Origin of the sequence: Gracilibacillus pellucidus (assembly GCF_033949965.1) — a bacterium.
GTDB lineage: Bacteria > Bacillota > Bacilli > Bacillales > Amphibacillaceae > Gracilibacillus > Gracilibacillus pellucidus.
This window is the reverse complement of record NZ_JAWZSR010000004.1, coordinates 299993-319635: the sequence shown is the minus strand read 5'-3', so window position 1 is coordinate 319635 and position 19643 is coordinate 299993. Positions and strand designations below refer to the sequence as shown.

The window sequence follows — 19643 nt, the reverse complement described above, 5'->3', positions numbered from 1 at the left end:
TAAACGGACACTAACTTTCGTTAACTTTATTGTTGAGATTTATTGTGTTGTTTGTAGCTAAACCAAATATAAAGGCCAATCCCACCATAAGTAATCAAACCACTAACGATGAGCTGTGTTTCATCAGTAATGGAAGTCTTACCGAGGAAATAGTCTGGTAAACTAAGCAGCAATAAGAGAATAATAAGCACCCAGCTTTTCGCCCAGAAGGAAATACCAATGATTATTAGTACAGCTATTGCTCCTGTTATAATTAAGGCTATTTGATTGAAGTGAACAATCGGTGTTTCAAATGCTCTGTTAAGGTAAATCAAGCCTATAAACAATATGATAGGAGTGAATGCTACGGAGCTAAGTAGCATTAATTTTTTCTTGTTTGAATGACTTATTACGGAAATATACTTAAAACTAGCAAATGTAAAAGTAATAAAAATAAGCGCTATGACAATATGGCCAATAATCTCCAGAACTGAATAAGATAGTATACCATTCAATAGTTCTGGGATAATATTTAGAGAAAACATACCTAACAAAATAATAACAATATATTTCATCCAAGCAAGGTAGTCATTCGACATTTCTTTTGAAATCATCTCCATATATTCTTTGGGTGAATTTCCAATTATTTTCTCTATTGATTTCCCTTTTTGTTCGGCTTCTTGTAAATGTACTTCTAATTCTTCTGTAATTTCCTTGATTTCCCTTTCATTTTTACCAGAAGAAAAGAGGTAAACCCTTAAATCTTCAATAAATGTATTACTTTGATGTGATAGCTTCTGTTCATTTTTCAATCGTACCATCTCCTTCATTTTGGGATTCATTGTGTAAAACATTATTTACATTTGATTGTAATTGTTCCCAACGTTTCATAAAGTTTTCTAACTCTAATTCGCCTTTTTCTGTTAAGGAATAATACTTTCTCCTAGGTCCTGCGGTTGACTTCTTTAAGGTAGAGGAAACTAATTTTTCTTTTTGCATTCGCATTAATAAAGGATAAATAGTTCCTTCGCTAAAGGAATCAAATCCATACTCCTCTAATTTTTCTGCCATTTCGTATCCATATGTTTCTTTGTTTTTTATGATTGCTAATAAACAACCGTCTATGATCCCTTTTAGCATTTGTGTTGTGGACAATTACTTTCACCTCCTCATCGGTAACTTGTTATGCAAGAGTTATGGCTGCGAAGTACCTTGTAATACATGATATATAAATAGTATAGCTTTATTACTCTTGTATTGCAAGGTATATATTTATTATAGTTTTAATACTATACTTGTCTTTCTATATAAATCCTTGCTATCATAGAGAAGGATATAGTAGGAAGGGGTAGACAAATGAACGTATATCAAAATATAACGGAGTTGATCGGTAACACTCCAATTGTAAAATTAAATCGAATCGTACCTGAAGGTGCTGCAGATGTGTATGTAAAATTAGAAATGTTTAATCCATCGAAAAGTGTGAAAGACAGAGCAGCTTACAATATGATTGTAGAAGCAGAAAAAGCTGGCCTACTTAAAGAAGGGGCGACAGTTATTGAACCAACAAGTGGAAACACTGGTATTGGTCTAGCACAAACGTGTGCCGCGAAAGGTTATAAAGCTATTTTAGTGATGCCGGACAATATGACGAAAGAACGTATTAACATTTTAAAAGCTTATGGTGCAGAAGTAGTACTAACACCAAGTGCTGAAAAAATGCCTGGTGCAATCAAAAAAGCAAAAGAATTACTAGAAGAAATTCCAAATAGCTTTATGCCACAGCAATTCGAAAATGCAGCAAATCCTGATATCCACCGTAAAACGACGGCAGTAGAAATCTTAGAACAAACAGATCATGATTTAGATGCATTTGTCGCAACCGCTGGTACTGGTGGTACGATTACAGGAACAGGAGAAACATTGAAAGAAGCATTACCTAACTTACACATCGCTGTAGCAGAACCAGAAGGATCACCTGTTCTATCAGGAGGAAAGCCGGGTAAACATATGCTTGTAGGCACAAGTCCTGGTTTTGTTCCGGAAATCTTAAATACATCAGTTTATGATGAAATCATTCAAATTTCAGATGAAGAAGCAATTACGACATTTAAAGACTTAGCTGCAAAAGAAGGTATTTTTGTTGGTCCATCTGCAGGTGCCGCTGTTTATGGAGCTATTCAACTAGCGGAAAAACTAGGTAAAGGTAAGAAAGTATTATGTATTGCTCCAGATACTGGAGAACGATACTTAAGTATGCATCTTTTTAATTAAATCTTGGTAAGAAATAAAAGAGATCAGTCAGCAACTGATCTCTTTATATTACATTAATATCCTCCGTAGTAAGGACCAGGTCCATATGGCACTGGTGGCCCATATGGTGGGTAGTTATAGTATGGCGGATATGGTTGCGGGTAAGGGTATGGCCCAGGAGGACCGAAAGCTTCACTTCCAAAATAACCTAAACCAAATCCTAATAAGCCAGCCCCTAGCGGCCCAATTGGACCGAAAACTCTCTCATCTTCATGTTGATGTTGTGGATGACGAAAATGTTGAGGTCCCACAGGATAATGATGATGATGCATGAAGCATTCTCCTTTTTATAAGTCTTTTGTTACTTGATAGTAGCCTATGCAAGCTTTACTTTTTCGAATGGGGATTTACCCATTTTTTGATAATTTTAATAATAAAAGTTGTATATTTCATCGCGTAGCAGAATTTCTAATACAGTTAAACATCCATAAAAACTCCCTGTTTGTAGACTCATTTTATAAAAACTTCAAGTCTCCTTTTTCATACTTATTATGACCAGGAATAGATTTTTTGTACTTCCAACATGTAATGGCATCTTTTAGAGATTTGTCTTTATTATCATGAAAGAAATCTCGAATATATGTATTATATTCAAATTGCTTATCTATTTTCGTCTTGTTATTCTTCTTATTTTCTAAAATTTGATAATATGCAGTAATCGAATCTTGGTAAGTCTTGCCTGCATTCTGTTTCAACCATTGCTGAAATAGGACATTGAAAGAAAATGATTTACCTATATTTTCTTTATAGAAAGCTCTATGTGCTTCTGTACATACAAAATTTTCTTCAATTTTGCTTTCGAGATCAATTTTATCAATATTTTTACGTTGTTTTGGCGACCTTTTAGCCCGGATCTTTTCACCCGTTTCAAGGTAATGAGCGATTCTATTTGTTAATTCTTCTTTAGAACCTGTAGCTTGTAAATCTTCCTGTTTACAAAATGTTATAAGTTCCTCTTTTAAGTAATAGAAATTACGGAAAGTATGTACATCTAAATTTTTATTTATTATCTGTTTTTCCATACTGATCCTCCTAAATATAAATCATTTTATAATCAGGATATCACATAAATACTGACAACATATGTCAGTATTTATAAATTTATCACGGTGTAAACGTCCGTAAAACTCCCACTGATTGAAGTCTCACTTTATATTGTATTCGTACATAGCTCTAACTTCTTCCAAAAATTGAGTGCGAATACACATAGGGGATAAAACCTTAATAAATTTACCAAAGGATAACAAATATCTAATTAACCATTCTTCATTAGGCATATCAATAGAAACAATAAGACTACCATCGCTTTGTCGTGTTATATTATTTAGATTAAATTCATCAAAGACCCTATAAGCTATTTTTTCAGAAAAAAGTAAATCAAGATGAATATATTCTGCACAGCTTTTCTCATCTAAAGACGGAATATCCAAAGCTTGAAATTGGTTATCCGTAACGGTAATTTCATAAATTCTATTTAACTTGAATATCCTAAGATCTTTTTTATCTATGCAAAATGCTTGAAGATACCAAGCATTTGATTTATATAGCAATTTTGCAGGGTTTACTATCCTGTGACTTACTTCTCCTTTAGAATAAGCATAGTCAAAATTTATTTGCATTCGACTCAAAATTGCCGTTTTAATGATCTCAAATTTATTATGAACGTTATGCTATTCTCCCCATTGAGAAAAATCTATATCTATCCATTCATGTATGTGAGTTCGAAATAGGGCTTTTAATTTCAATATGGTGTCATTATCTGATCATTTTTTCGTTACTTCTAAATTATGTAATGCTATTAATATATTTTGCTGCTCTTCATCGGATAAAAGAGCTTTATTTAGAACAAAGTTGTCTACAAGATATATACCACCATTTCTACCATTAGATGTATATATAGGTATTCCCACACTGCTTATGATATCTAAATCCCTATATATTGTTCTAAAGGAAACCTCGAACTTTTCAGCTAATTCAGAGGCGGTAGCTTTTTCTCTATCCAAAAGATAATAGATAATTTTAAACAAGCGACTTTCTTTCAAAGCGAACCCTCCCTATATTTAGATGGAATTATATCACATAATTAGTGACACAAGTTATTAGTATTAAAGTATGTAATTTACCGATGGAAAGTAGTGCCTTATTCAATAGCATACATATCAAAGCATACAATGTCAGTCAGTAACCCTCAAAAAACAGAAAGCTCTTCTGCTTTCTCAATTGGCTCATTTTAAAATGGCGAAATGGAAACATTGTATCATGATTTAAAAGATTGCTAATATTTTTAAAAAAATTAAAATACATATAGAAAAACATTTTAAATCGATATATGCTTGATTTCAAGGAGGGATAATATGAAAATCAAAGTTGAAAATTTGCCCACAACAAAAATTGCGTTTTTTAGAAATGTGGGACCTTATGGTAATGAGAAAAATTTCGAAATGATGAAAGAATTTAAGAAATGGGTACGTACAAACGGGTTATCAAAAAATCGTTTTGAATACGGTATTTATGGTATTGCACAGGATAATCCTGCAATTACCCCTCTTGAAGAGTGTAGATATGATCTCATTATTTCTGTGGATAATGACTGGGAAGTAAAAAGGCCTGCCAACACAGGAATTTTTGAAGGTGGTAAATATGCAGTATTTACAATTGTCCATACTACAGAAGCTGTAAGAGATTTTTGGAATAACCTAAATGCCGAAATGTCAAAGTATAATTTCAATTTAAGAAAATCTCCAATTGTTGAACGTTATAAAGAAGAAGAGGGGGAAGATAAATATTGTGAATTTCTTATACCAATTCAATAAATAATGTTAAAATTTACGAAAATAATTTCATTTAACAGAATCTAATATTGACAATACGGCTTCTTCGAAAATGAAATAAAAAAAGGAGTAAATAACTAATATATAAAGGTGGTTATCTTATTGAAAATTATTGAGCAAAACACAGTAAACTGGGAAGAATCTGCTTTACATACGGATGTTCCGAGTATTACTCCATATCTATTAGAAAATGCTTTACATGCACCAATTATTTTAGTTATACCAGGAGGTGGGTATGGTCACAGAGCATATCATGAAGGGGAACCTGTTGCTAAATGGTTAAATGAAAACGGGTTCCATGCATGTGTACTGCGTTACAAGACTGCCCCTATTTCAGAACAAGAGACGATAACGCAAGCACAACAAGCTATCGTTTTCATCAAACAAAAACGAGCTGAGTGGAACCTCCACGGAGAAAACAAAGTAGGCGTGCTCGGTTTTTCAGCTGGTGGTCATTTAGCAGCAACGATCAGTAATCGGTTTATTACGGAAAGGGAAGTTTCATCTAGGCCAGATTTTCATATTCTTTGTTATCCGGTTATTACAATGAGAGAATTCACACACGAAGGTAGTAAAACGAACTTATTAGGAGAAAAGCCAGAGCAAAGACTAGTAGATTATTATTCATGCGAGGAAATGGTGCACAAAGACACACCACCTGCTTTTATTTGGTCAACAGCTAATGATCAAGCAGTACCTTCATTCAATAGTTTGCAATATGCTGTGGCACTACAAACTGACCAAATACCTTATGAGTTGCATATTTATCAAGACGGACGACACGGATTAGGACTTGCCGACGATCATCCGTACACACAAGATTGGAAACAAGCATGTCTGAACTGGATGAACGCTTATGTAGTAAGTAATTAACTGCTCTGTTCTAATAGCTTTCGTAATTTCAAGCGGAAGCTATTTTTTTGTTCTTCTGAAAACTTTTTCGGCCCTTTCGTTCGTATACCTGCTTTTCGTGCTTGTGCATTAATATGGCGTTCCTGTAGCATTTGGTCGATTTTGTCTTTTGTATAACGAAAGCCGATATGGTGTATAACATGACATCCTTTTTCTAGACAAAGTGCCGCTAAACCATAATCTTGTGTTACCACAACGTCACCATGTTTTACCATTTGGACAATTCGGTAATCAGCCGCATCCGCTCCATCATCTACATACTTAATAGAAACATGACTAGGCGTTTCCTTCATAGAAAAATGACTATAACTCTTCACTAACACTACATCCAACTGAAATAATTTTGCTTCTTCTATTATCATATCTGTCACCGGACATGCATCCGCATCTACATATATATTCATCTTATTCACTCCTCGTTTCATAGTATAGCAGAACGCTCATACTTACACACGAAAAAACAGTTCACCTTAATCGATGAACTGTCTTCTTATTATCCTGCATAATATTTTTCTTGGATAAAGAGTAATTTATGACGTAAAAGCTGCAATTCTTCTTCGTTAAGAGGAACTAATGGCAAACGCAAACTTCCCACATCCATTCCGTTCATTGAAAGAGCTGCTTTAACAGGTGCTGGACTTGGAGCCATAAACATTGCCTGCATAATCGGGTGTAAATACTGATGTAATTCTTGTGCTCGAGCAACATTACCTAAAGTGTAAGCAGTTATCATTTCATTCATTTCCGATCCTACTATATGAGAAGAAACAGAAACAATACCGTGTGCACCGATTGCTACAGCTGGGAGTGTTAATGTATCATCACCACTATATAAGGAGAAGTTACTATCTGTTTCATGAATAATACGCGTCATGCCATCTAAATCACCACTAGCTTCTTTAACAGCAACAATATTTTCGATTTGAGCTAATTTGATGATTGTTTCAGGATTGATTGCAACACTTGATCGACCAGGAATATTGTATAACATCACAGGTAAACTAGTGGATGCTGCAATAGTTTTAAAATGTAAATAAAGCCCTTCTTGAGAAGGTTTGTTGTAATATGGTGCAACTAGCATGACTGCATCCACACCAATCGTTTCTGCTTTTTTCGTCATTTCCATTGATTCTTGTGTATTGTTAGAACCTGTTCCTGCAATGACAGGCACACGGCCATTAACAGTTTTTACCGTAAACTGCAGTAAGGATAACTTTTCTTCTTTTGATAAGGTAGGGGATTCACCTGTCGTCCCAGCTACTACTAAGGCATCTGTTCCATTTTGAAGTAAATGGTTAATCAGTTGCTCTGTTTTGTCATAATCAATTGCGTTTTTTTCATTAAATGGTGTAACCATCGCGGTTAATACACGTCCAAAATTCATTTTACATCCACCTCTATTCAAAGATTAAAAACAATTTCACTTGTACCTGAATAGAGCATATCTCATCAAACCATTTTTCGTATAAAAAAGATGCAAGTAATGAGGGTATCATTACTTGCATCTTTGTATACTTTAGCTCGATGCGTGAGATAGCCCTCCATACAGTCTTCACTATATGACAGCCCAACATTTATTTAATGCAGGACCAGCAATGTATGTTGATGTGTACGTACATTACTTCGGCAAATTCCCCTTTCCATTAGCTTTCCTCGGCTACATCAGCCTCCAGCTAGGTACTAATGGTTTTTGCACCTCTATTCTCACTTCAATAAAAATTGAAGCAAAACGATATAATTGTTTTTTGTTGATTCTAACTATATCAAAAAAATGTACTCGTTGCAAACAAAATTTTTTCTTAATTGTTATGAAATTTGGTGGGAATTTCCTACAATAAACCTTGACAATACGAAAAGATTTGGTATGATGTAGTCAAATTACATATTACGATCACATTCCACTAGGGGTGTCTTTTAAAGACTGAGATTAAAGTCATTACTTTAAGACCCTTAGAACCTGATCTGGTTCATACCAGCGTAGGGAAGTGGCTTAAGGTGCAATAGAATAATGATATTGCAGTTTTCTGATGGATAAGTTTAGCCACTATCTCTACGTCACGTATGGATAGTGGCTTTTTTCGTATGCAAAAGGAGGAAAGAGAAGCGAGTTTTGACTATTAATCAATAAAATAAAAAGGAGCGTAATACCAATGAAAAAATCATTAACGTTAACAGATATTTTGATCACGATTGTCATTGCTTTTATTTTTGCGGTTATTTATAAACTTTGGGGACCATTGTATAGTTTAGTAGGTGTTTTCGGATTACATATCGATCAATTGCTCTATGGCATGTGGTTTATGGCGGCGACTGTTGCCTTTTTAATCATCCGAAAGCCAGGAGTTGCTTTACTAGCGGAATTAGCAGCCGCGCAAGGAGAATTTATGTTTGGTGGCCATTGGGGAATATCGTTGCTACTATATGGACTTATTCAAGGACTTGGCTGTGAACTTATATTTGCGATGTATCGTTACAAGAGTTATCGATTATACGTTACTTGCCTCGCAGCAATTGGTGCAGCTGTCGGCTCACTTATTTTAGATGTGTTTTATGGTTATATTGATTCATTAGCTGTGTGGAATCTTACTTTACTAATAGTGAATAGAATCGTAGGGTCGATTGTGATCACCGGCTTCTTTGCTTATTTCCTAGTAGAAGCTATCGACAAAACAGGGGTAACCAAAAGTATTCGTCCTGTGTCAAATGAGGATTATCACCTATTAGATGACGAGGTGCGTTAAGATGATAACGTTAAAAAAATTACGAGCAACCTACCCTAACAGTGATAGTCTACTATTCAAAGATTTATCGATTACTATAGCAAAAGGAGAAAAAGTATTAGTTGTTGGTCCATCAGGTTCAGGTAAATCGACGTTACTTCAGATTATGGCAGGTTTAATACCTGATGTTATCGAAATGCCGTTAAAGATAGCGGAACGCTCAGTCTCACCATCATATGGCATGGTTTTTCAAGATCCAGATGCACAATTTTGTATGCCCTATGTGGATGAAGAAATTGCTTTTGTATTAGAAAATAGAAATACACCGAAAAAAGAAATGCCAACGTTGATTCATCAGTATCTTCAAAAAGTCGGATTACAACTAGAAGATATTCATACCTCTATCCAGCAATTATCAGGAGGAATGAAACAACGATTAGCAATAGCCTCCGCTTTAGCGCTAGAACCAGAGGTGCTGTTTTTAGATGAACCAACGGCAATGCTTGATCAAACAGGGACACAACAAGTTTGGGACACATTAAAAACCGTTGCTGATGATAAAACAGTGGTTATCGTCGAGCACAAAATCGATCACGTATTACCGCTAGTTGACCGCCTTATTATGTTAGATAGCGAAGGAAAAATTATCGCAGATGGTAATCCAAACCTTCTATTACATCAGCATAAAGATACATTTTATCAAGCAGGGATTTGGTATCCAGATATATGGGAGGATTATCGAATGACTATACCTGCAAAATCAGAACTAGAAACGAGTCATCGACCAATTATAGAACTAGATGCTTTTGCAGGTTTTTATCACAAACAAAAGAAAATAGAAGTGGAACAAGCAACGATTCAACATGGGGATTGGATTGCGATAACAGGGGAAAATGGCTCTGGGAAAAGTACGTTAATGTTAGCGATCATGCAATTAATCAAAACAGAAGGGACTATTAACTACCATTTATCCGAAGGTGTAGAAACGTGTGATTATCGCAAAATGGGCTATGTATTTCAAAACCCTGAACTTCAATTTATAACCAATAGTGTCTATAAAGAGTTACAGCATTCATTAGAACATAGTAATATCCCGTCTGAACAGTTTGCAGAAAGAATCAATCAACACTTAATAACATACAATCTTGAACATGTAAAGGAGCATCATCCCTATCAGCTTTCGATAGGCCAAAAGAAACGATTAAGTGTCGCAACTGCGACTATTAGTAATGTAGATATTTTACTACTTGATGAACCAACGTTTGGCCAAGATGCTACCAATACTTTTCAAATGCTTCGTTTATTTGAAAAGTGCAGACGAGCAGGCACAACAATTGTTATGGTGACCCATCAACCGGAAATAGTAGAGATTTATGCAACGAAAGAATGGCGTATCAAAAACGGTAGGTTAATAGATGTGGTGAATTATCATAATACAGAAGACAAAACGATAAAGGATGAACATTATGTCTATTAGTATCGATTATCGCTCTACATGGTTACACCAGTTAAACCCAAGCTTAAAATTATTAACGTTAGCAAGTCTTTTTATTGGACTACTGTTTATTCATAACCCGAACTTTCTATTTTATGTTATCATCGGCTCACTTGTACTTTATCTATTCAGTACAGGTCATAGTTGGAAATTACTTTGCCTATTGGCATTGCCTTTATTCATCATTTTTATTTCCTCTGCGACAACGATGATTTTCTTCGGTGATGGGGAACATACATGGTTTAAATGGGGGATTATTCATATAACAGAGGAAAGTTTTTATCGCGGAATTCATTTAGGCCTAAGAAGTTGTGTGTTTGGCCTATTAAGTTTATTGTTCGCCTTAACGACAAGGCCAGTTCAACTATTTTACTCAACCATGCAACAGTTAAAAATAAAACCAAAATATGCGTATAGTTTCATGGCAGCCATTCGAATGCTACCAATTATTTTAGAAGAGTTCCAATCGTTAAGAAGAGCTTTAAAGGTAAGAGGTGTGCAGTATACCAAAGGGATAAAAGGCATATATGAAAAAATCAAATTGTATGCAATCCCTTTGTTAGCTCAAAGTATCCGGCGAGCACATCGGATTGCGGTTGCGATGGAAGCAAAACAATTTTCTCGAAATGAGCAGAGAACCTTTTATTATCAACTTAGTTATTCTGTTAAAGACATACTATTCCTTGCTCTACTAGCTGGATGGTTATTCCTTTCTTATTTAGGAAGTTCGTCTTTTGCGATTTTTCCGGTTGATTATGTTCGATAAGTGGACTTTCTGTTATACTATTCAATGAATCGCAGCTGTGAGGAGAATAGGAATGAATCGTTATATAACACATCAAGAAATTATTGATAAATGTAATCAACTAAATGAGAAATACGAGATCAATGAAGATACGTTTTATCAAATTGTTGATCAATTAATGAAGATAGAGCTGCCGACAGATCAAAAAATAGCAAGCAGCTACCAAATGCTACTTAATGCAGTCTCAGAGGAAATACAACAAATGGAGCAAGCGGTCGATCTGACGCCAACTTGTCGAATGGGCTGTGCCTTTTGTTGCTACTTCCCGATCTCTATTAATAAACTGGAAGCGAAAATGATCAAACACTCAATTAATCACATGCCGAAAGAACGAAAAGAGCATTTAGAAAATCATTTTGCACATTATTATAATACGTATCAAGATAAAATCGGACAGTTTGAAGAATTAGATGTAACAGATGTAGAGAAAAAATATGAATATAAACAATCTTTACTACCGTGCGTTATGTTAGATACAGAGACGAACAAATGTTTAGCATATGAGATTAGACCTTTACCATGTAGAACATATGTAAATTATACAGATCCTGCCGTGTGTAGAGATAATGTGATGCCAAAAGAAACAATCAGTTATGAGTTTCTTTATCAAGAGTATATGGGCGCATTGAATGAACTACTTATGTATCTATACGAAGAAGAAGATACAGGAGTCGTAGAATATCCGAATGATCTGTATCAAGAAGATTTATTGATTAATTGGATGAAGGAACATGCTATAAGTTAATAGAAAAACGGAAAATCCAAACCATTAGTGGTTTGGATTTTTTATTTGGTCAGATAGTTTTCCGTATAGAAAGGCTGGCCATTGTCTTGAAAGGCTACACCGACTGTCATCAATCGAAATTCGTCTTTTAAAATATTTTCACGGTGCCCTGCTGAATTCATCAAACCTTGGTGTGCATAAATACTACTCGCTTGACCAGTAGCTAGGTTTTCTCCAGCCATTTGAAAGCTAATATCATCTTCCTTCAAACGATCAAATGGTGATAATCCTGCTAGATTCGTATGACCGAAGTAATTGTTCTCCGCCATATCTTCACTATGATGTTGGGCAGTAAGTCTTGCGGGTTCATACCATTCTAATACCGTCTTGCCGAATTTCACACGCGCAGCATTTGTAAGGTCAAATAACTGGTATTCTAGTCCTTCCGTTAATTGTTTACTAGGTGAAGCAAAATAATCTGTTTTATCGTCTTCTAACTCTTTTGCGATAATTTGAATGGCGGCAACTTGATTATCTTGGTGGACATCATAGAAAAACGTTATATAATTATTATCTATAACATACGTATCTTGGTCATCATTATCATCGATTCGATATTTGACAAGCCCTTTTTGAATTGCTTGTAATGGATCGCCAAATTGTTCACGGACTGTACGCTTATCTGTTTCAAGTGTAATATCGACAGTAGAGCTGATTAAATCTTGATTGGTAAATAGACCGACTACTTGATCATTTTTATCATAAGCGACCATGACAAAATGGTGATAATGCTCATGGTACGTATACCAATCAATACCGTAGTCATTCATGGAATGTCTTTTAGCATGATTCAAATCCTCTTCTACAGTGGATTTTTGATCATGTATTTCAATATTATGAACAGAGAATGTTTGCTCTGTTGGTTGATGTAAATCAGGTGCTTCTATATCTGGAGTAGGAGGAACCTCTTCTTTGTCTGTAACATAGTGAAGGAGATTTTCCAATCCAAGTTGCATCTGTTGAACTGCATCACTCTCTTTTATATGCTGTATGTCATCCTTTATTTCTCCCCAAACACCACTAAGCCCTGTTTGCTTATAGTCATCTCCGTAAAGAAACCATACTAATCCTCCTAGTAGCAAAAGGAATAAAATTGTTCTAATTTTAGGCAAATCCTCACTCCTTACATGATTATTCTATTGTATTATTATAGCATGGCCAAAAATAAATAAAAATTTTCTCTTTTTTGTAGTCATTTTGTTATTAATCTCGTCAATTATTATATAGAGAGAAAGAGAGGGGGGAGCATCATTCAAGATGAACAATTAATAAAGAAGATAAAAGCAGGAAATCATCATGCTACGCGCTTGTTAATAGAGCGGTATAAGCATCATGTTTTTAAAGTCATATACGGCGTTATTCATGATGATAAACTAGCAGAAGATTTAACACAGGAAACATTTATTAAAATGATCGATGCTCTTTCTTCTTATCAACATAAAGGATTCAAAACGTGGATTAGTCGTATCGCATTACATAAAGCAATTGATTATAAACGGAAACAATCCAAACAAATGGAACAGCTAGAGACATTTGAAGCATTTGAACCTGCTAGTGAGCACCCTCTGTTAGAAGAGCAAATGGTGAATAACGATCGCGCTCGTCAAGTGCAACACCAAATAAATAACATGCCTGAAAAGTTTCAACCTGTTATTAAGGCATACTATTTCGAAGAATTATCTTATAAGCAAATTGCGCAAAAATTAAATGTGGAGGAAACAACAGTCAAAATGCGGCTGTATCGAGCAAAGAAATGGATGAAAGAAAATTGGAAGAAGGAGGATTTTTAATATGACCCATATAACAAAAGATATGCTTCGTTCTTATATAGAAGGAGAGACAGAATATGCAGAACATATTGATCAACACTTGTTAGAATGTGACGAGTGTGTCGCTTTATATATGTCCGTTCTAGATGATATAGAGATGAATAGTACTCTATCTAGTGATTTTACGGATAAAACTATTCAGCAGATTGAAAAAACAACTGTTACTCCTAAAAGAAATAAGAAAAATCACCTTCTCGTTCATTATCTAGTTGCAGCGGGATTAACGATGTTGTTAACCGTATCAGGTGTCTTCCAAGGTGTAACAAACATGTCAGACATGAAGTTAGATAACGATGGTTCGTTCACTGACGAACTAATGACGAAAACACTTGATTTGCTAGACAATATTAAGGGGGAATCACACAATGAATAAATCAAGTATAGCAGCATTTTTTCTAGGACTTATTCCTGGATTCGGTCATATATATTGGGGACACAAAGGCAGAGGGATTCTTTACGCGTTAACATTTATTGCTAGTGTTATGATGACAGTATTTGCATTCTTAATAGGCTTTTATGATGTTATTATACTTGTCCTGTTTGGTATGTTTATTTGGGGCGTTAGTTTTATTGATATTATTTTGACCTTGTTTATCGGAAAAGTAGAAGCGAACAAACAAATAGGAACAAATGAACTTGAGAACACGAAGGAAGAAAACGGTCAAGATCGTGTTGCTACTATGCTTCTATCTATTATTCCTGGTATGGGACATTTTTATTTAGGTTTATCTTATCGCGGATTGACGATATTAGCAGCTTTTGTTGGCGTGATTATTATGGTTATTTTTATTAGCTTTTTAACAAGTGCGATATTTTTAATTTTTCTATTAGCTCTACCAATAATATGGATATATAGCATGTTTGATATTATCCAATTATTAAATAAGCAACAAGCAGGCGAGAAATTAGAAGATAGGACATTAATGGATGATTTTAATCATGCACATGATAATGATAGGAAAAGTAAGATGCTCACAACTATTTTAGCTATATTTCCTGGTGCAGGACATTTATATTTAGGATTGCAGCAGCGAGGTATTCAATTGATGATCGGTTTCTTATTATCGATTTATTTGTTAGATGTGTTACATTTGTCACTATTCTTGTTTATGATTCCGATTCTATGGTTTTACAGTTTCTTTGATGCACTTCAACTAGCGAATCGTTATGAATATGAAGTTCTAGAAGATGTTCCTGTTATTAACTATTTCATCAATTATCAAAAATGGATTGCATTTGGTTTAATCCTACTTGGTGTTTTCTATTTAATCGATGCGTTTGTCTTACCTGTCTTTGGAGACTACTTTATGGATTATTATCAAATTAACCTATGGCTTATATATGACCAATATGTGCAAGTAATTCTCGTTTGTTTATTATTAATAGGGAGCGGAATTGCGATAGCCGTTAATCATCGAAAAGCGAAGAAAAAAGAAGGTAATTAAATATTGCCTTCTTTTTTGTTGAGAAGGAAGCGCAATTCCTAATTATGTTACCTTGTAAGTAAGTTGTTATGATACAATTGAAAGAAGTAATAAAAAGGAAGGTGTATTGCGGTCATACTTATGTAAAACAAGAAAGGGAGTAATGAATTGAAGCAAATTTTATTAATTATCGATGCACAACAAGCATTAGTTGATGGAAATGAGAACCACGGTCCAATTTTTAATAAGAAACAACTTATAGAGAACATCAATTTAGTCATCGAAAAAGCGAAAGCAGCAAACGTTCCTGTTGTGTTCATTAGAGATAAGGATGTTGCAGAAGGCAAAGGGGATGGCTTTCAAATACATACGGATATCCAAGTTCCTAGACACGCCCCAATCTTTGATAAAACAGCGACAAATTCCTTTCACGGTACAAATCTAATGAACTACTTAAACACTAATCAAGTGAAGCATATAGTTATGATGGGATGTGAAACACAGCATTGTATCGATTCTGCAGTGAGAACTGCTACTATTAATGGTTTTGATGTGACATTAGTAGCTGACGGGCATTCTACACTTGGTAATGAAGTATTAGACGCAGAACAAATTATCCAACATCATAATCACACATTGCACGGTCACTATAACGTGGAGCATTTCTCCCTTGTTAGAAGTACACAAGATGACTTATTCACTCCAATCCATGATTCATATAGATAACCCATTCTTTCTTACAAAATATTAAATAGAAGCAAAAGGATATTGGAGCTTCCGCGGAGAATATATATAATGAACAAACAATGCTAGTAATCTGATAGAAGGGATGATAAGTGCATGAATAAAAGAGAAAAGGGTTGGGCTAATATTGCAGAAATTGCTGGAGAACAAGGGATTGTAGCAATGGAAGGTGTACAGGCTGTTTCCCCGCGGCTAGCCAATCTAGCATTAGAATTTGGCTATGGTGATATCTATGATAATGATGCGCTTGATCGGAAACAACGAACACTAATTACGTTATCTTCACTTATTACACAAGGACAATTTGGTCATACCCTTACGTTTCATTTTAAAGCAGCACTGAGATCTGGATTGACGAAAGAAGAAATTTTAGAATTGATTACACATTGTAGCGGTTATGTAGGTTTTCCAAAAGCTATGAATGCATTAACAGTTTTTGACCAAACATATAAAGAATGGATAGAAGAACAGGAATATGTAAAATAACAAAATCGCACGACCATCCTTGTAGCAAAGTTAATGGATGGTCGTGCGATTAGTATTTTTACACTCTGTTTAAGATTGGAGGGATTTCATCAGGATCAACCATGATCTCAATGACAGTCGGTCCATCTGTTTCTTTTAATGCTTGGTTAGTTGCATTTCGAATGTCTTCAAGGTTTCGACAAAGATAAGCATTAGCTCCTAATGATTCAGCATATCGGGTTACATCTAATCCCTCACGATACAACGATCCAACCGAATAACCTAGCATCTTTTTCATCCCTTTATCAACCATATCTAATGCTTTATTATTTAAAACAATATAAATGATTGGTAATTGCCAGTCGACGGCTGTTGCAATCTCTGTACCGTGCATATACATACAGCCATCACCTGTTAAACAAACAATATTTTTCTCTGGTGATGCCAATTTTGCTCCAATAGAGTAAGCAATCGCATGTCCCATCGTACCGAACACGTCATCAAAATAGAATGTCCCTGGCTCATAGATATCATAGTGTTTAATGGCATAGAAAGTATGACTTCCATCATCACCAAACATGATCGAATCCATTGGTAATAGTTTTCGTAGTTCATTAATGGATACTGCAGCGGAAATAGGTGTATCTTTTTCTTGGGATTCTGTTATTTGTTCATTTTCAGTTAATAGAAGAGGAGTTCTTGTAACGCTTTTCATTTCTAGTGTAGATGTCTGTTGTTGGAGCTCTTGGAGGTTAGACTTTATATCACCTTGAACAGTTAAGGTAGGCAATGGTAAAGATTTTTGAACAAATGTAACATCAATATCAAAGTGAATCACTTCTTTTGGATATAATGATGACGAAAAGCCTGCTAAAGACATATCACTAAGCTTACTTCCAATTACCATCATCGTATCGACGCCGTCCTTTAAGTATTGAGTTGCTTTTTCATTACCGCCTAATCCAAAAGAACCTAGAGATAGAGGATGGTCTGTTGTAAAAGTCCCTTTACCACCAGGAGTTGTCATAACAGGTATCTGCCACTTATCAACTAACCATTTTATTTCTTCATATGCTTTGGATAGATGCACTCCTTTACCTAGTAACAATATCGGTCTTTTCGCCTTTTGCAACTTAATAATTACGTCATTTATTTTATTTGATACAACGGTAGCGGTGAAAGTAGAAATATCTACTTTAAATTCATCAATTTCTTCTTGTAGCACGTCCATTGGAATGGATAAGTGAACAGGACCTTTTCTGCCTGTCGTCGCTTTTTCCACTGCATGCTTGAATAATAATTCCACTTGATCACCTCGCTCAACTCTAGTGCTGAATAGGGTGACAGGTTCAAACATTTTCACTAAATCTGTACCAAATATCGAAGAATCCTGACCTTGTGCTTTTCCTGTACCTTGAGCGGATGGATGTCCTGTAATAAATAGGGTAGGGGAATGATACGCTTTAGCTTGGCCAGCGGCTGTTAACATATTCGTGCCGCCAGGACCTGATGTACCGATTGCTATACCAATTTTATTTTTTACTAATGCATAGCCACCAGCAGCAAATCCTGCCCCAGATTCATGCCTAGACAAGACAAAGGGAATACGTTGTTTTTCACATTCTGCTATCAAAGGAACTACTGGTTTGCCTGGAATACCAAAAACATGTGACACACCTAATTGCTTAAAGTTATCAACCAATACTTCGGACACTTTTTTCATAAGATATCCATCCTTTCTTGATATAGAGGTAAAAATATATGCACTTCTGTACCTTTTCCTACTTCAGAATCAAACTCAATCTTACCATCATGAGAGTGAATAATATCAATGCAAATCGGTAAGCCCATTCCAAGACCTGTTTCTTTTGTTGTAAAGAAAAGTGTTCCCAATTGTTCTAATTGTTCATTTGTCATCCCAACTCCTTCATCCTTTATGGAAATTCGAATCATACTATTTTCAACATTATCATCGAATTTTACTTTAATATTTCCACCATTAGGCATTGCCTCACATGCGTTTTTGATAAAGTTAATCAATACTTGTTTTATCTTATTTTTGTCTATATGTACTACTGGTGTCGTGTTTTCTGGTTCAAAATGAATCTTTATATTTCTCTCACAAGCATTATTACGCATTAAATCGATCGTATCATGAACAAGCTGACTGAGATTACATTCACCACGTTGCATTTTGGAAGGTTTCCCGTATGCGACAAATTGATTCACTAAATTCTTCATACGATCTAATTCATTAATTATAACGGGTAAATACTGATTACTGCCTGTTTGTTCTTTCATTAAATGTGTAAGACCGATGATCGATGTTAAAGGATTTCTAAGTTCATGTGCTAATCCTGCTCCTAATTTTCCAATGGCAGATAGTTTTTCTGAATTAATTAACTGTTGCTGTAAGTCATGATAACTCGTCATATCTCTAAATTGAGCAAAAGCCCCAATCATTTCCCTTTCATCGAAAAGTGGTAGTACATCAAGTAATAGTCTCTTATCGTAATCGCTTTTTAAAGGAGCGAAAGATAATTCTAAATTTTCAATAATTTCACCCGTTTCAAGTACATAGTGAATGTATTCCGATATAGTACTAAGTCGAGTCGGGTTATCTATAACAGATTGTTTCGATAGCTCTAGAATACTTTCTGCACTTGAATTAAATTCTATCATACGACCGCATTGGTCTGTCATAATAAGTCCGATAGGGGTAGAGTCAATTAATATTTGATTTAGTAAATGTAATGTGTGATTTTGCTCTTGAAGTTGAATTTCTCTCTCGATTGTATCAACCGCGGATGAAAGAAGACCTAGATGAAAATTACTTGCGAAGTTGACCGTTGTCATTATAGAAACAGTGCCTATTAAACTACCTTTATTAGTAAAGTCTATTGGGGTAGAATAACATGCTACTTCTGACAAATATTCATGATAATGTTCGGTACCAATAATTGCGAATGGTTTTTGATGTTCTAATGATAACGAAACAGAATTAGTGCCGACATCTTTTTCATCAAATTTCGCACCTAATTTTATATTACATGAATCAATCATTTCTCTAATACTATCGTCACCATATATATCTAGTATATATCCTTGATAATCCGTTGTAATAATCAAAGTAGGGATACCTGCCATATGTTGAATCAGCTTTTTCATAAAATGTTGTACGACATGTAATTCTTTTTTATATCTTTGTTGCTGTATGTGCAGCTCTTGCTTGCTCCATTTCTTTTTTAAGAAGGGGATTTCTTTTGGATTAAGTTGATAAAGTGTTCGACATACCCATTTAGAATTATGTACATATAGCTCTGTGCCTAACTCCTTCATGAC

At 34.9% G+C, this 19643-nt stretch carries 23 protein-coding genes and 2 riboswitches; of the genes, 12 read left to right on the top strand and 11 right to left on the bottom strand.

What is annotated here, in order from left to right; all coding sequences use genetic code 11:
- Positions 1-26: 26 nt before the first annotated feature.
- Entirely contained in the window at positions 27-791 is a 765-nt protein-coding gene (locus tag SH601_RS09500) for an HAAS domain-containing protein (protein ID WP_319958051.1), read from the bottom strand.
- Positions 781-1134, bottom strand: a complete 354-nt coding sequence (locus SH601_RS09495; protein ID WP_319958050.1) for a PadR family transcriptional regulator — start codon at positions 1132-1134, stop codon at positions 781-783. Before SH601_RS09495 ends, SH601_RS09500 begins: the two co-directional genes overlap by 11 nt.
- 201 nt (positions 1135-1335) lie before the next feature.
- Here SH601_RS09495 and cysK point away from each other — a divergent pair, with 201 nt between their 5' ends.
- A complete protein-coding gene (cysK, locus tag SH601_RS09490; protein WP_319958049.1) occupies positions 1336-2253 on the top strand; it encodes a cysteine synthase A in 918 nt (305 codons plus the stop codon).
- A gap of 53 nt (positions 2254-2306) precedes the next feature.
- On the opposite strand, the gene SH601_RS09485 is transcribed toward cysK, so the two are convergent.
- From SH601_RS09485 to SH601_RS09470, 4 genes are all read right to left on the bottom strand, one after another.
- Entirely contained in the window at positions 2307-2564 is a 258-nt protein-coding gene (locus tag SH601_RS09485; RefSeq protein ID WP_319958048.1) for a hypothetical protein, read from the bottom strand.
- Positions 2565-2747: 183 nt separating this feature from the next.
- The gene (locus SH601_RS09480; RefSeq protein WP_319958047.1) at positions 2748-3314 is read right to left on the bottom strand and encodes a DUF6434 domain-containing protein; all 567 of its coding nucleotides are present in this window, start codon (positions 3312-3314) and stop codon (positions 2748-2750) included.
- 123 nt (positions 3315-3437) lie between these two features.
- A complete protein-coding gene (locus SH601_RS09475; protein WP_319958137.1) occupies positions 3438-3935 on the bottom strand; it encodes a helix-turn-helix transcriptional regulator in 498 nt (165 codons plus the stop codon).
- Positions 3936-4055: 120 nt separating this feature from the next.
- The gene (locus tag SH601_RS09470) at positions 4056-4334 is read right to left on the bottom strand and encodes a helix-turn-helix transcriptional regulator (RefSeq protein ID WP_319958046.1); all 279 of its coding nucleotides are present in this window, start codon (positions 4332-4334) and stop codon (positions 4056-4058) included.
- A gap of 312 nt (positions 4335-4646) precedes the next feature.
- Between SH601_RS09470 and SH601_RS09465 the strand changes: the two genes are divergently transcribed.
- Positions 4647-5105 (top strand): AraC family transcriptional regulator, encoded by a 459-nt coding sequence (locus SH601_RS09465; RefSeq protein ID WP_319958045.1) that lies wholly within the window; start codon positions 4647-4649, stop codon positions 5103-5105.
- A 120-nt stretch (positions 5106-5225) separates the two neighbouring features.
- A complete protein-coding gene (locus SH601_RS09460) occupies positions 5226-5996 on the top strand; it encodes an alpha/beta hydrolase (RefSeq protein WP_319958044.1) in 771 nt (256 codons plus the stop codon).
- Here the strand turns inward: SH601_RS09460 and SH601_RS09455 are convergent.
- Together SH601_RS09455 and dapA are read right to left on the bottom strand one after the other, a co-directional pair.
- Entirely contained in the window at positions 5993-6439 is a 447-nt protein-coding gene (locus tag SH601_RS09455; RefSeq protein ID WP_319958043.1) for a YaiI/YqxD family protein, read from the bottom strand. The two genes, SH601_RS09460 and SH601_RS09455, sit on opposite strands and share 4 nt — an antisense overlap.
- 89 nt (positions 6440-6528) lie before the next feature.
- On the bottom strand, positions 6529-7419 hold the full coding sequence (gene dapA / locus SH601_RS09450; RefSeq protein ID WP_319958042.1) for a 4-hydroxy-tetrahydrodipicolinate synthase: 891 nt from the start codon (positions 7417-7419) through the stop codon (positions 6529-6531).
- A gap of 142 nt (positions 7420-7561) precedes the next feature.
- Positions 7562-7744: riboswitch (Lysine riboswitch) on the bottom strand.
- A gap of 184 nt (positions 7745-7928) precedes the next feature.
- Positions 7929-8036, top strand: a riboswitch (TPP riboswitch).
- 149 nt (positions 8037-8185) lie between these two features.
- On the opposite strand from dapA, the gene SH601_RS09445 reads away from it, so the two are divergent.
- Genes SH601_RS09445 through SH601_RS09430 form a run of 4 tightly spaced genes read left to right on the top strand, consistent with a single transcriptional unit; the run spans position 8186 to position 11800 of the window.
- Positions 8186-8776: an ECF transporter S component gene (locus SH601_RS09445; protein WP_319958041.1), complete on the top strand. Its 591-nt coding sequence runs from the start codon at positions 8186-8188 to the stop codon at positions 8774-8776.
- 1 nt (position 8777) lies between these two features.
- Complete coding sequence (locus SH601_RS09440) at positions 8778-10232, top strand: ABC transporter ATP-binding protein (RefSeq protein WP_319958040.1); 1455 nt, start codon at positions 8778-8780, stop codon at positions 10230-10232.
- Entirely contained in the window at positions 10222-11016 is a 795-nt protein-coding gene (locus SH601_RS09435) for an energy-coupling factor transporter transmembrane component T family protein (RefSeq protein ID WP_319958039.1), read from the top strand. The genes SH601_RS09440 and SH601_RS09435 overlap by 11 nt, the downstream gene beginning before the upstream one ends.
- A gap of 52 nt (positions 11017-11068) precedes the next feature.
- Positions 11069-11800, top strand: coding sequence for a YkgJ family cysteine cluster protein (locus SH601_RS09430; protein WP_319958038.1), 732 nt, complete (start codon positions 11069-11071; stop codon positions 11798-11800).
- 41 nt (positions 11801-11841) lie between these two features.
- Here the strand turns inward: SH601_RS09430 and SH601_RS09425 are convergent, their stop codons facing one another.
- Complete coding sequence (locus SH601_RS09425) at positions 11842-12951, bottom strand: CAP domain-containing protein (RefSeq protein ID WP_319958037.1); 1110 nt, start codon at positions 12949-12951, stop codon at positions 11842-11844.
- Between the two features lie 195 nt (positions 12952-13146).
- On the opposite strand from SH601_RS09425, the gene SH601_RS09420 reads away from it, so the two are divergent.
- The 5 genes from SH601_RS09420 (at position 13147) to SH601_RS09400 (ending at position 16322) form a co-directional block, all read left to right on the top strand.
- Positions 13147-13629 (top strand): RNA polymerase sigma factor, encoded by a 483-nt coding sequence (locus SH601_RS09420; RefSeq protein WP_319958036.1) that lies wholly within the window; start codon positions 13147-13149, stop codon positions 13627-13629.
- A 1-nt stretch (position 13630) separates the two neighbouring features.
- Positions 13631-14041 (top strand): hypothetical protein, encoded by a 411-nt coding sequence (locus SH601_RS09415; RefSeq protein ID WP_319958035.1) that lies wholly within the window; start codon positions 13631-13633, stop codon positions 14039-14041.
- Positions 14034-15113, top strand: a complete 1080-nt coding sequence (locus tag SH601_RS09410; protein ID WP_319958033.1) for a hypothetical protein — start codon at positions 14034-14036, stop codon at positions 15111-15113. Before SH601_RS09415 ends, SH601_RS09410 begins: the two co-directional genes overlap by 8 nt.
- A gap of 147 nt (positions 15114-15260) precedes the next feature.
- Entirely contained in the window at positions 15261-15818 is a 558-nt protein-coding gene (locus SH601_RS09405) for a cysteine hydrolase family protein (RefSeq protein WP_319958032.1), read from the top strand.
- A gap of 114 nt (positions 15819-15932) precedes the next feature.
- Entirely contained in the window at positions 15933-16322 is a 390-nt protein-coding gene (locus SH601_RS09400; RefSeq protein WP_319958031.1) for a carboxymuconolactone decarboxylase family protein, read from the top strand.
- A gap of 58 nt (positions 16323-16380) precedes the next feature.
- On the opposite strand, the gene SH601_RS09395 is transcribed toward SH601_RS09400, so the two are convergent.
- Both SH601_RS09395 and SH601_RS09390 read right to left on the bottom strand, forming a co-directional pair.
- The gene (locus tag SH601_RS09395) at positions 16381-18024 is read right to left on the bottom strand and encodes a thiamine pyrophosphate-binding protein (protein ID WP_319958030.1); all 1644 of its coding nucleotides are present in this window, start codon (positions 18022-18024) and stop codon (positions 16381-16383) included.
- The gene (locus tag SH601_RS09390) at positions 18021-19640 is read right to left on the bottom strand and encodes an ATP-binding protein (RefSeq protein ID WP_319958029.1); all 1620 of its coding nucleotides are present in this window, start codon (positions 19638-19640) and stop codon (positions 18021-18023) included. Before SH601_RS09390 ends, SH601_RS09395 begins: the two co-directional genes overlap by 4 nt.
- Positions 19641-19643: the final 3 nt, after the last annotated feature.

Excerpts from the sequence above, each read along its gene's own strand:
- cysK (WP_319958049.1), top strand. The coding sequence starts at position 1,336 with ATGAACGTATATCAAAATATAACGGAGTTGATCGGTAACACTCCAATT.
- SH601_RS09440 (WP_319958040.1), top strand. The coding sequence starts at position 8,778 with ATGATAACGTTAAAAAAATTACGAGCAACCTACCCTAACAGTGATAGT.
- SH601_RS09455 (WP_319958043.1), bottom strand. The coding sequence starts at position 6,439 with ATGAATATATATGTAGATGCGGATGCATGTCCGGTGACAGATATGATA.
- SH601_RS09465 (WP_319958045.1), top strand. The coding sequence starts at position 4,647 with ATGAAAATCAAAGTTGAAAATTTGCCCACAACAAAAATTGCGTTTTTT.
- SH601_RS09485 (WP_319958048.1), bottom strand. The coding sequence starts at position 2,564 with ATGCATCATCATCATTATCCTGTGGGACCTCAACATTTTCGTCATCCA.
- SH601_RS09415 (WP_319958035.1), top strand. The coding sequence starts at position 13,631 with ATGACCCATATAACAAAAGATATGCTTCGTTCTTATATAGAAGGAGAG.
- SH601_RS09400 (WP_319958031.1), top strand. The coding sequence starts at position 15,933 with ATGAATAAAAGAGAAAAGGGTTGGGCTAATATTGCAGAAATTGCTGGA.
- dapA (WP_319958042.1), bottom strand. The coding sequence starts at position 7,419 with ATGAATTTTGGACGTGTATTAACCGCGATGGTTACACCATTTAATGAA.
- SH601_RS09480 (WP_319958047.1), bottom strand. The coding sequence starts at position 3,314 with ATGGAAAAACAGATAATAAATAAAAATTTAGATGTACATACTTTCCGT.
- SH601_RS09445 (WP_319958041.1), top strand. The coding sequence starts at position 8,186 with ATGAAAAAATCATTAACGTTAACAGATATTTTGATCACGATTGTCATT.
- SH601_RS09390 (WP_319958029.1), bottom strand. The coding sequence starts at position 19,640 with ATGAAGGAGTTAGGCACAGAGCTATATGTACATAATTCTAAATGGGTA.
- SH601_RS09435 (WP_319958039.1), top strand. The coding sequence starts at position 10,222 with ATGTCTATTAGTATCGATTATCGCTCTACATGGTTACACCAGTTAAAC.
- SH601_RS09395 (WP_319958030.1), bottom strand. The coding sequence starts at position 18,024 with ATGAAAAAAGTGTCCGAAGTATTGGTTGATAACTTTAAGCAATTAGGT.
- SH601_RS09430 (WP_319958038.1), top strand. The coding sequence starts at position 11,069 with ATGAATCGTTATATAACACATCAAGAAATTATTGATAAATGTAATCAA.
- SH601_RS09410 (WP_319958033.1), top strand. The coding sequence starts at position 14,034 with ATGAATAAATCAAGTATAGCAGCATTTTTTCTAGGACTTATTCCTGGA.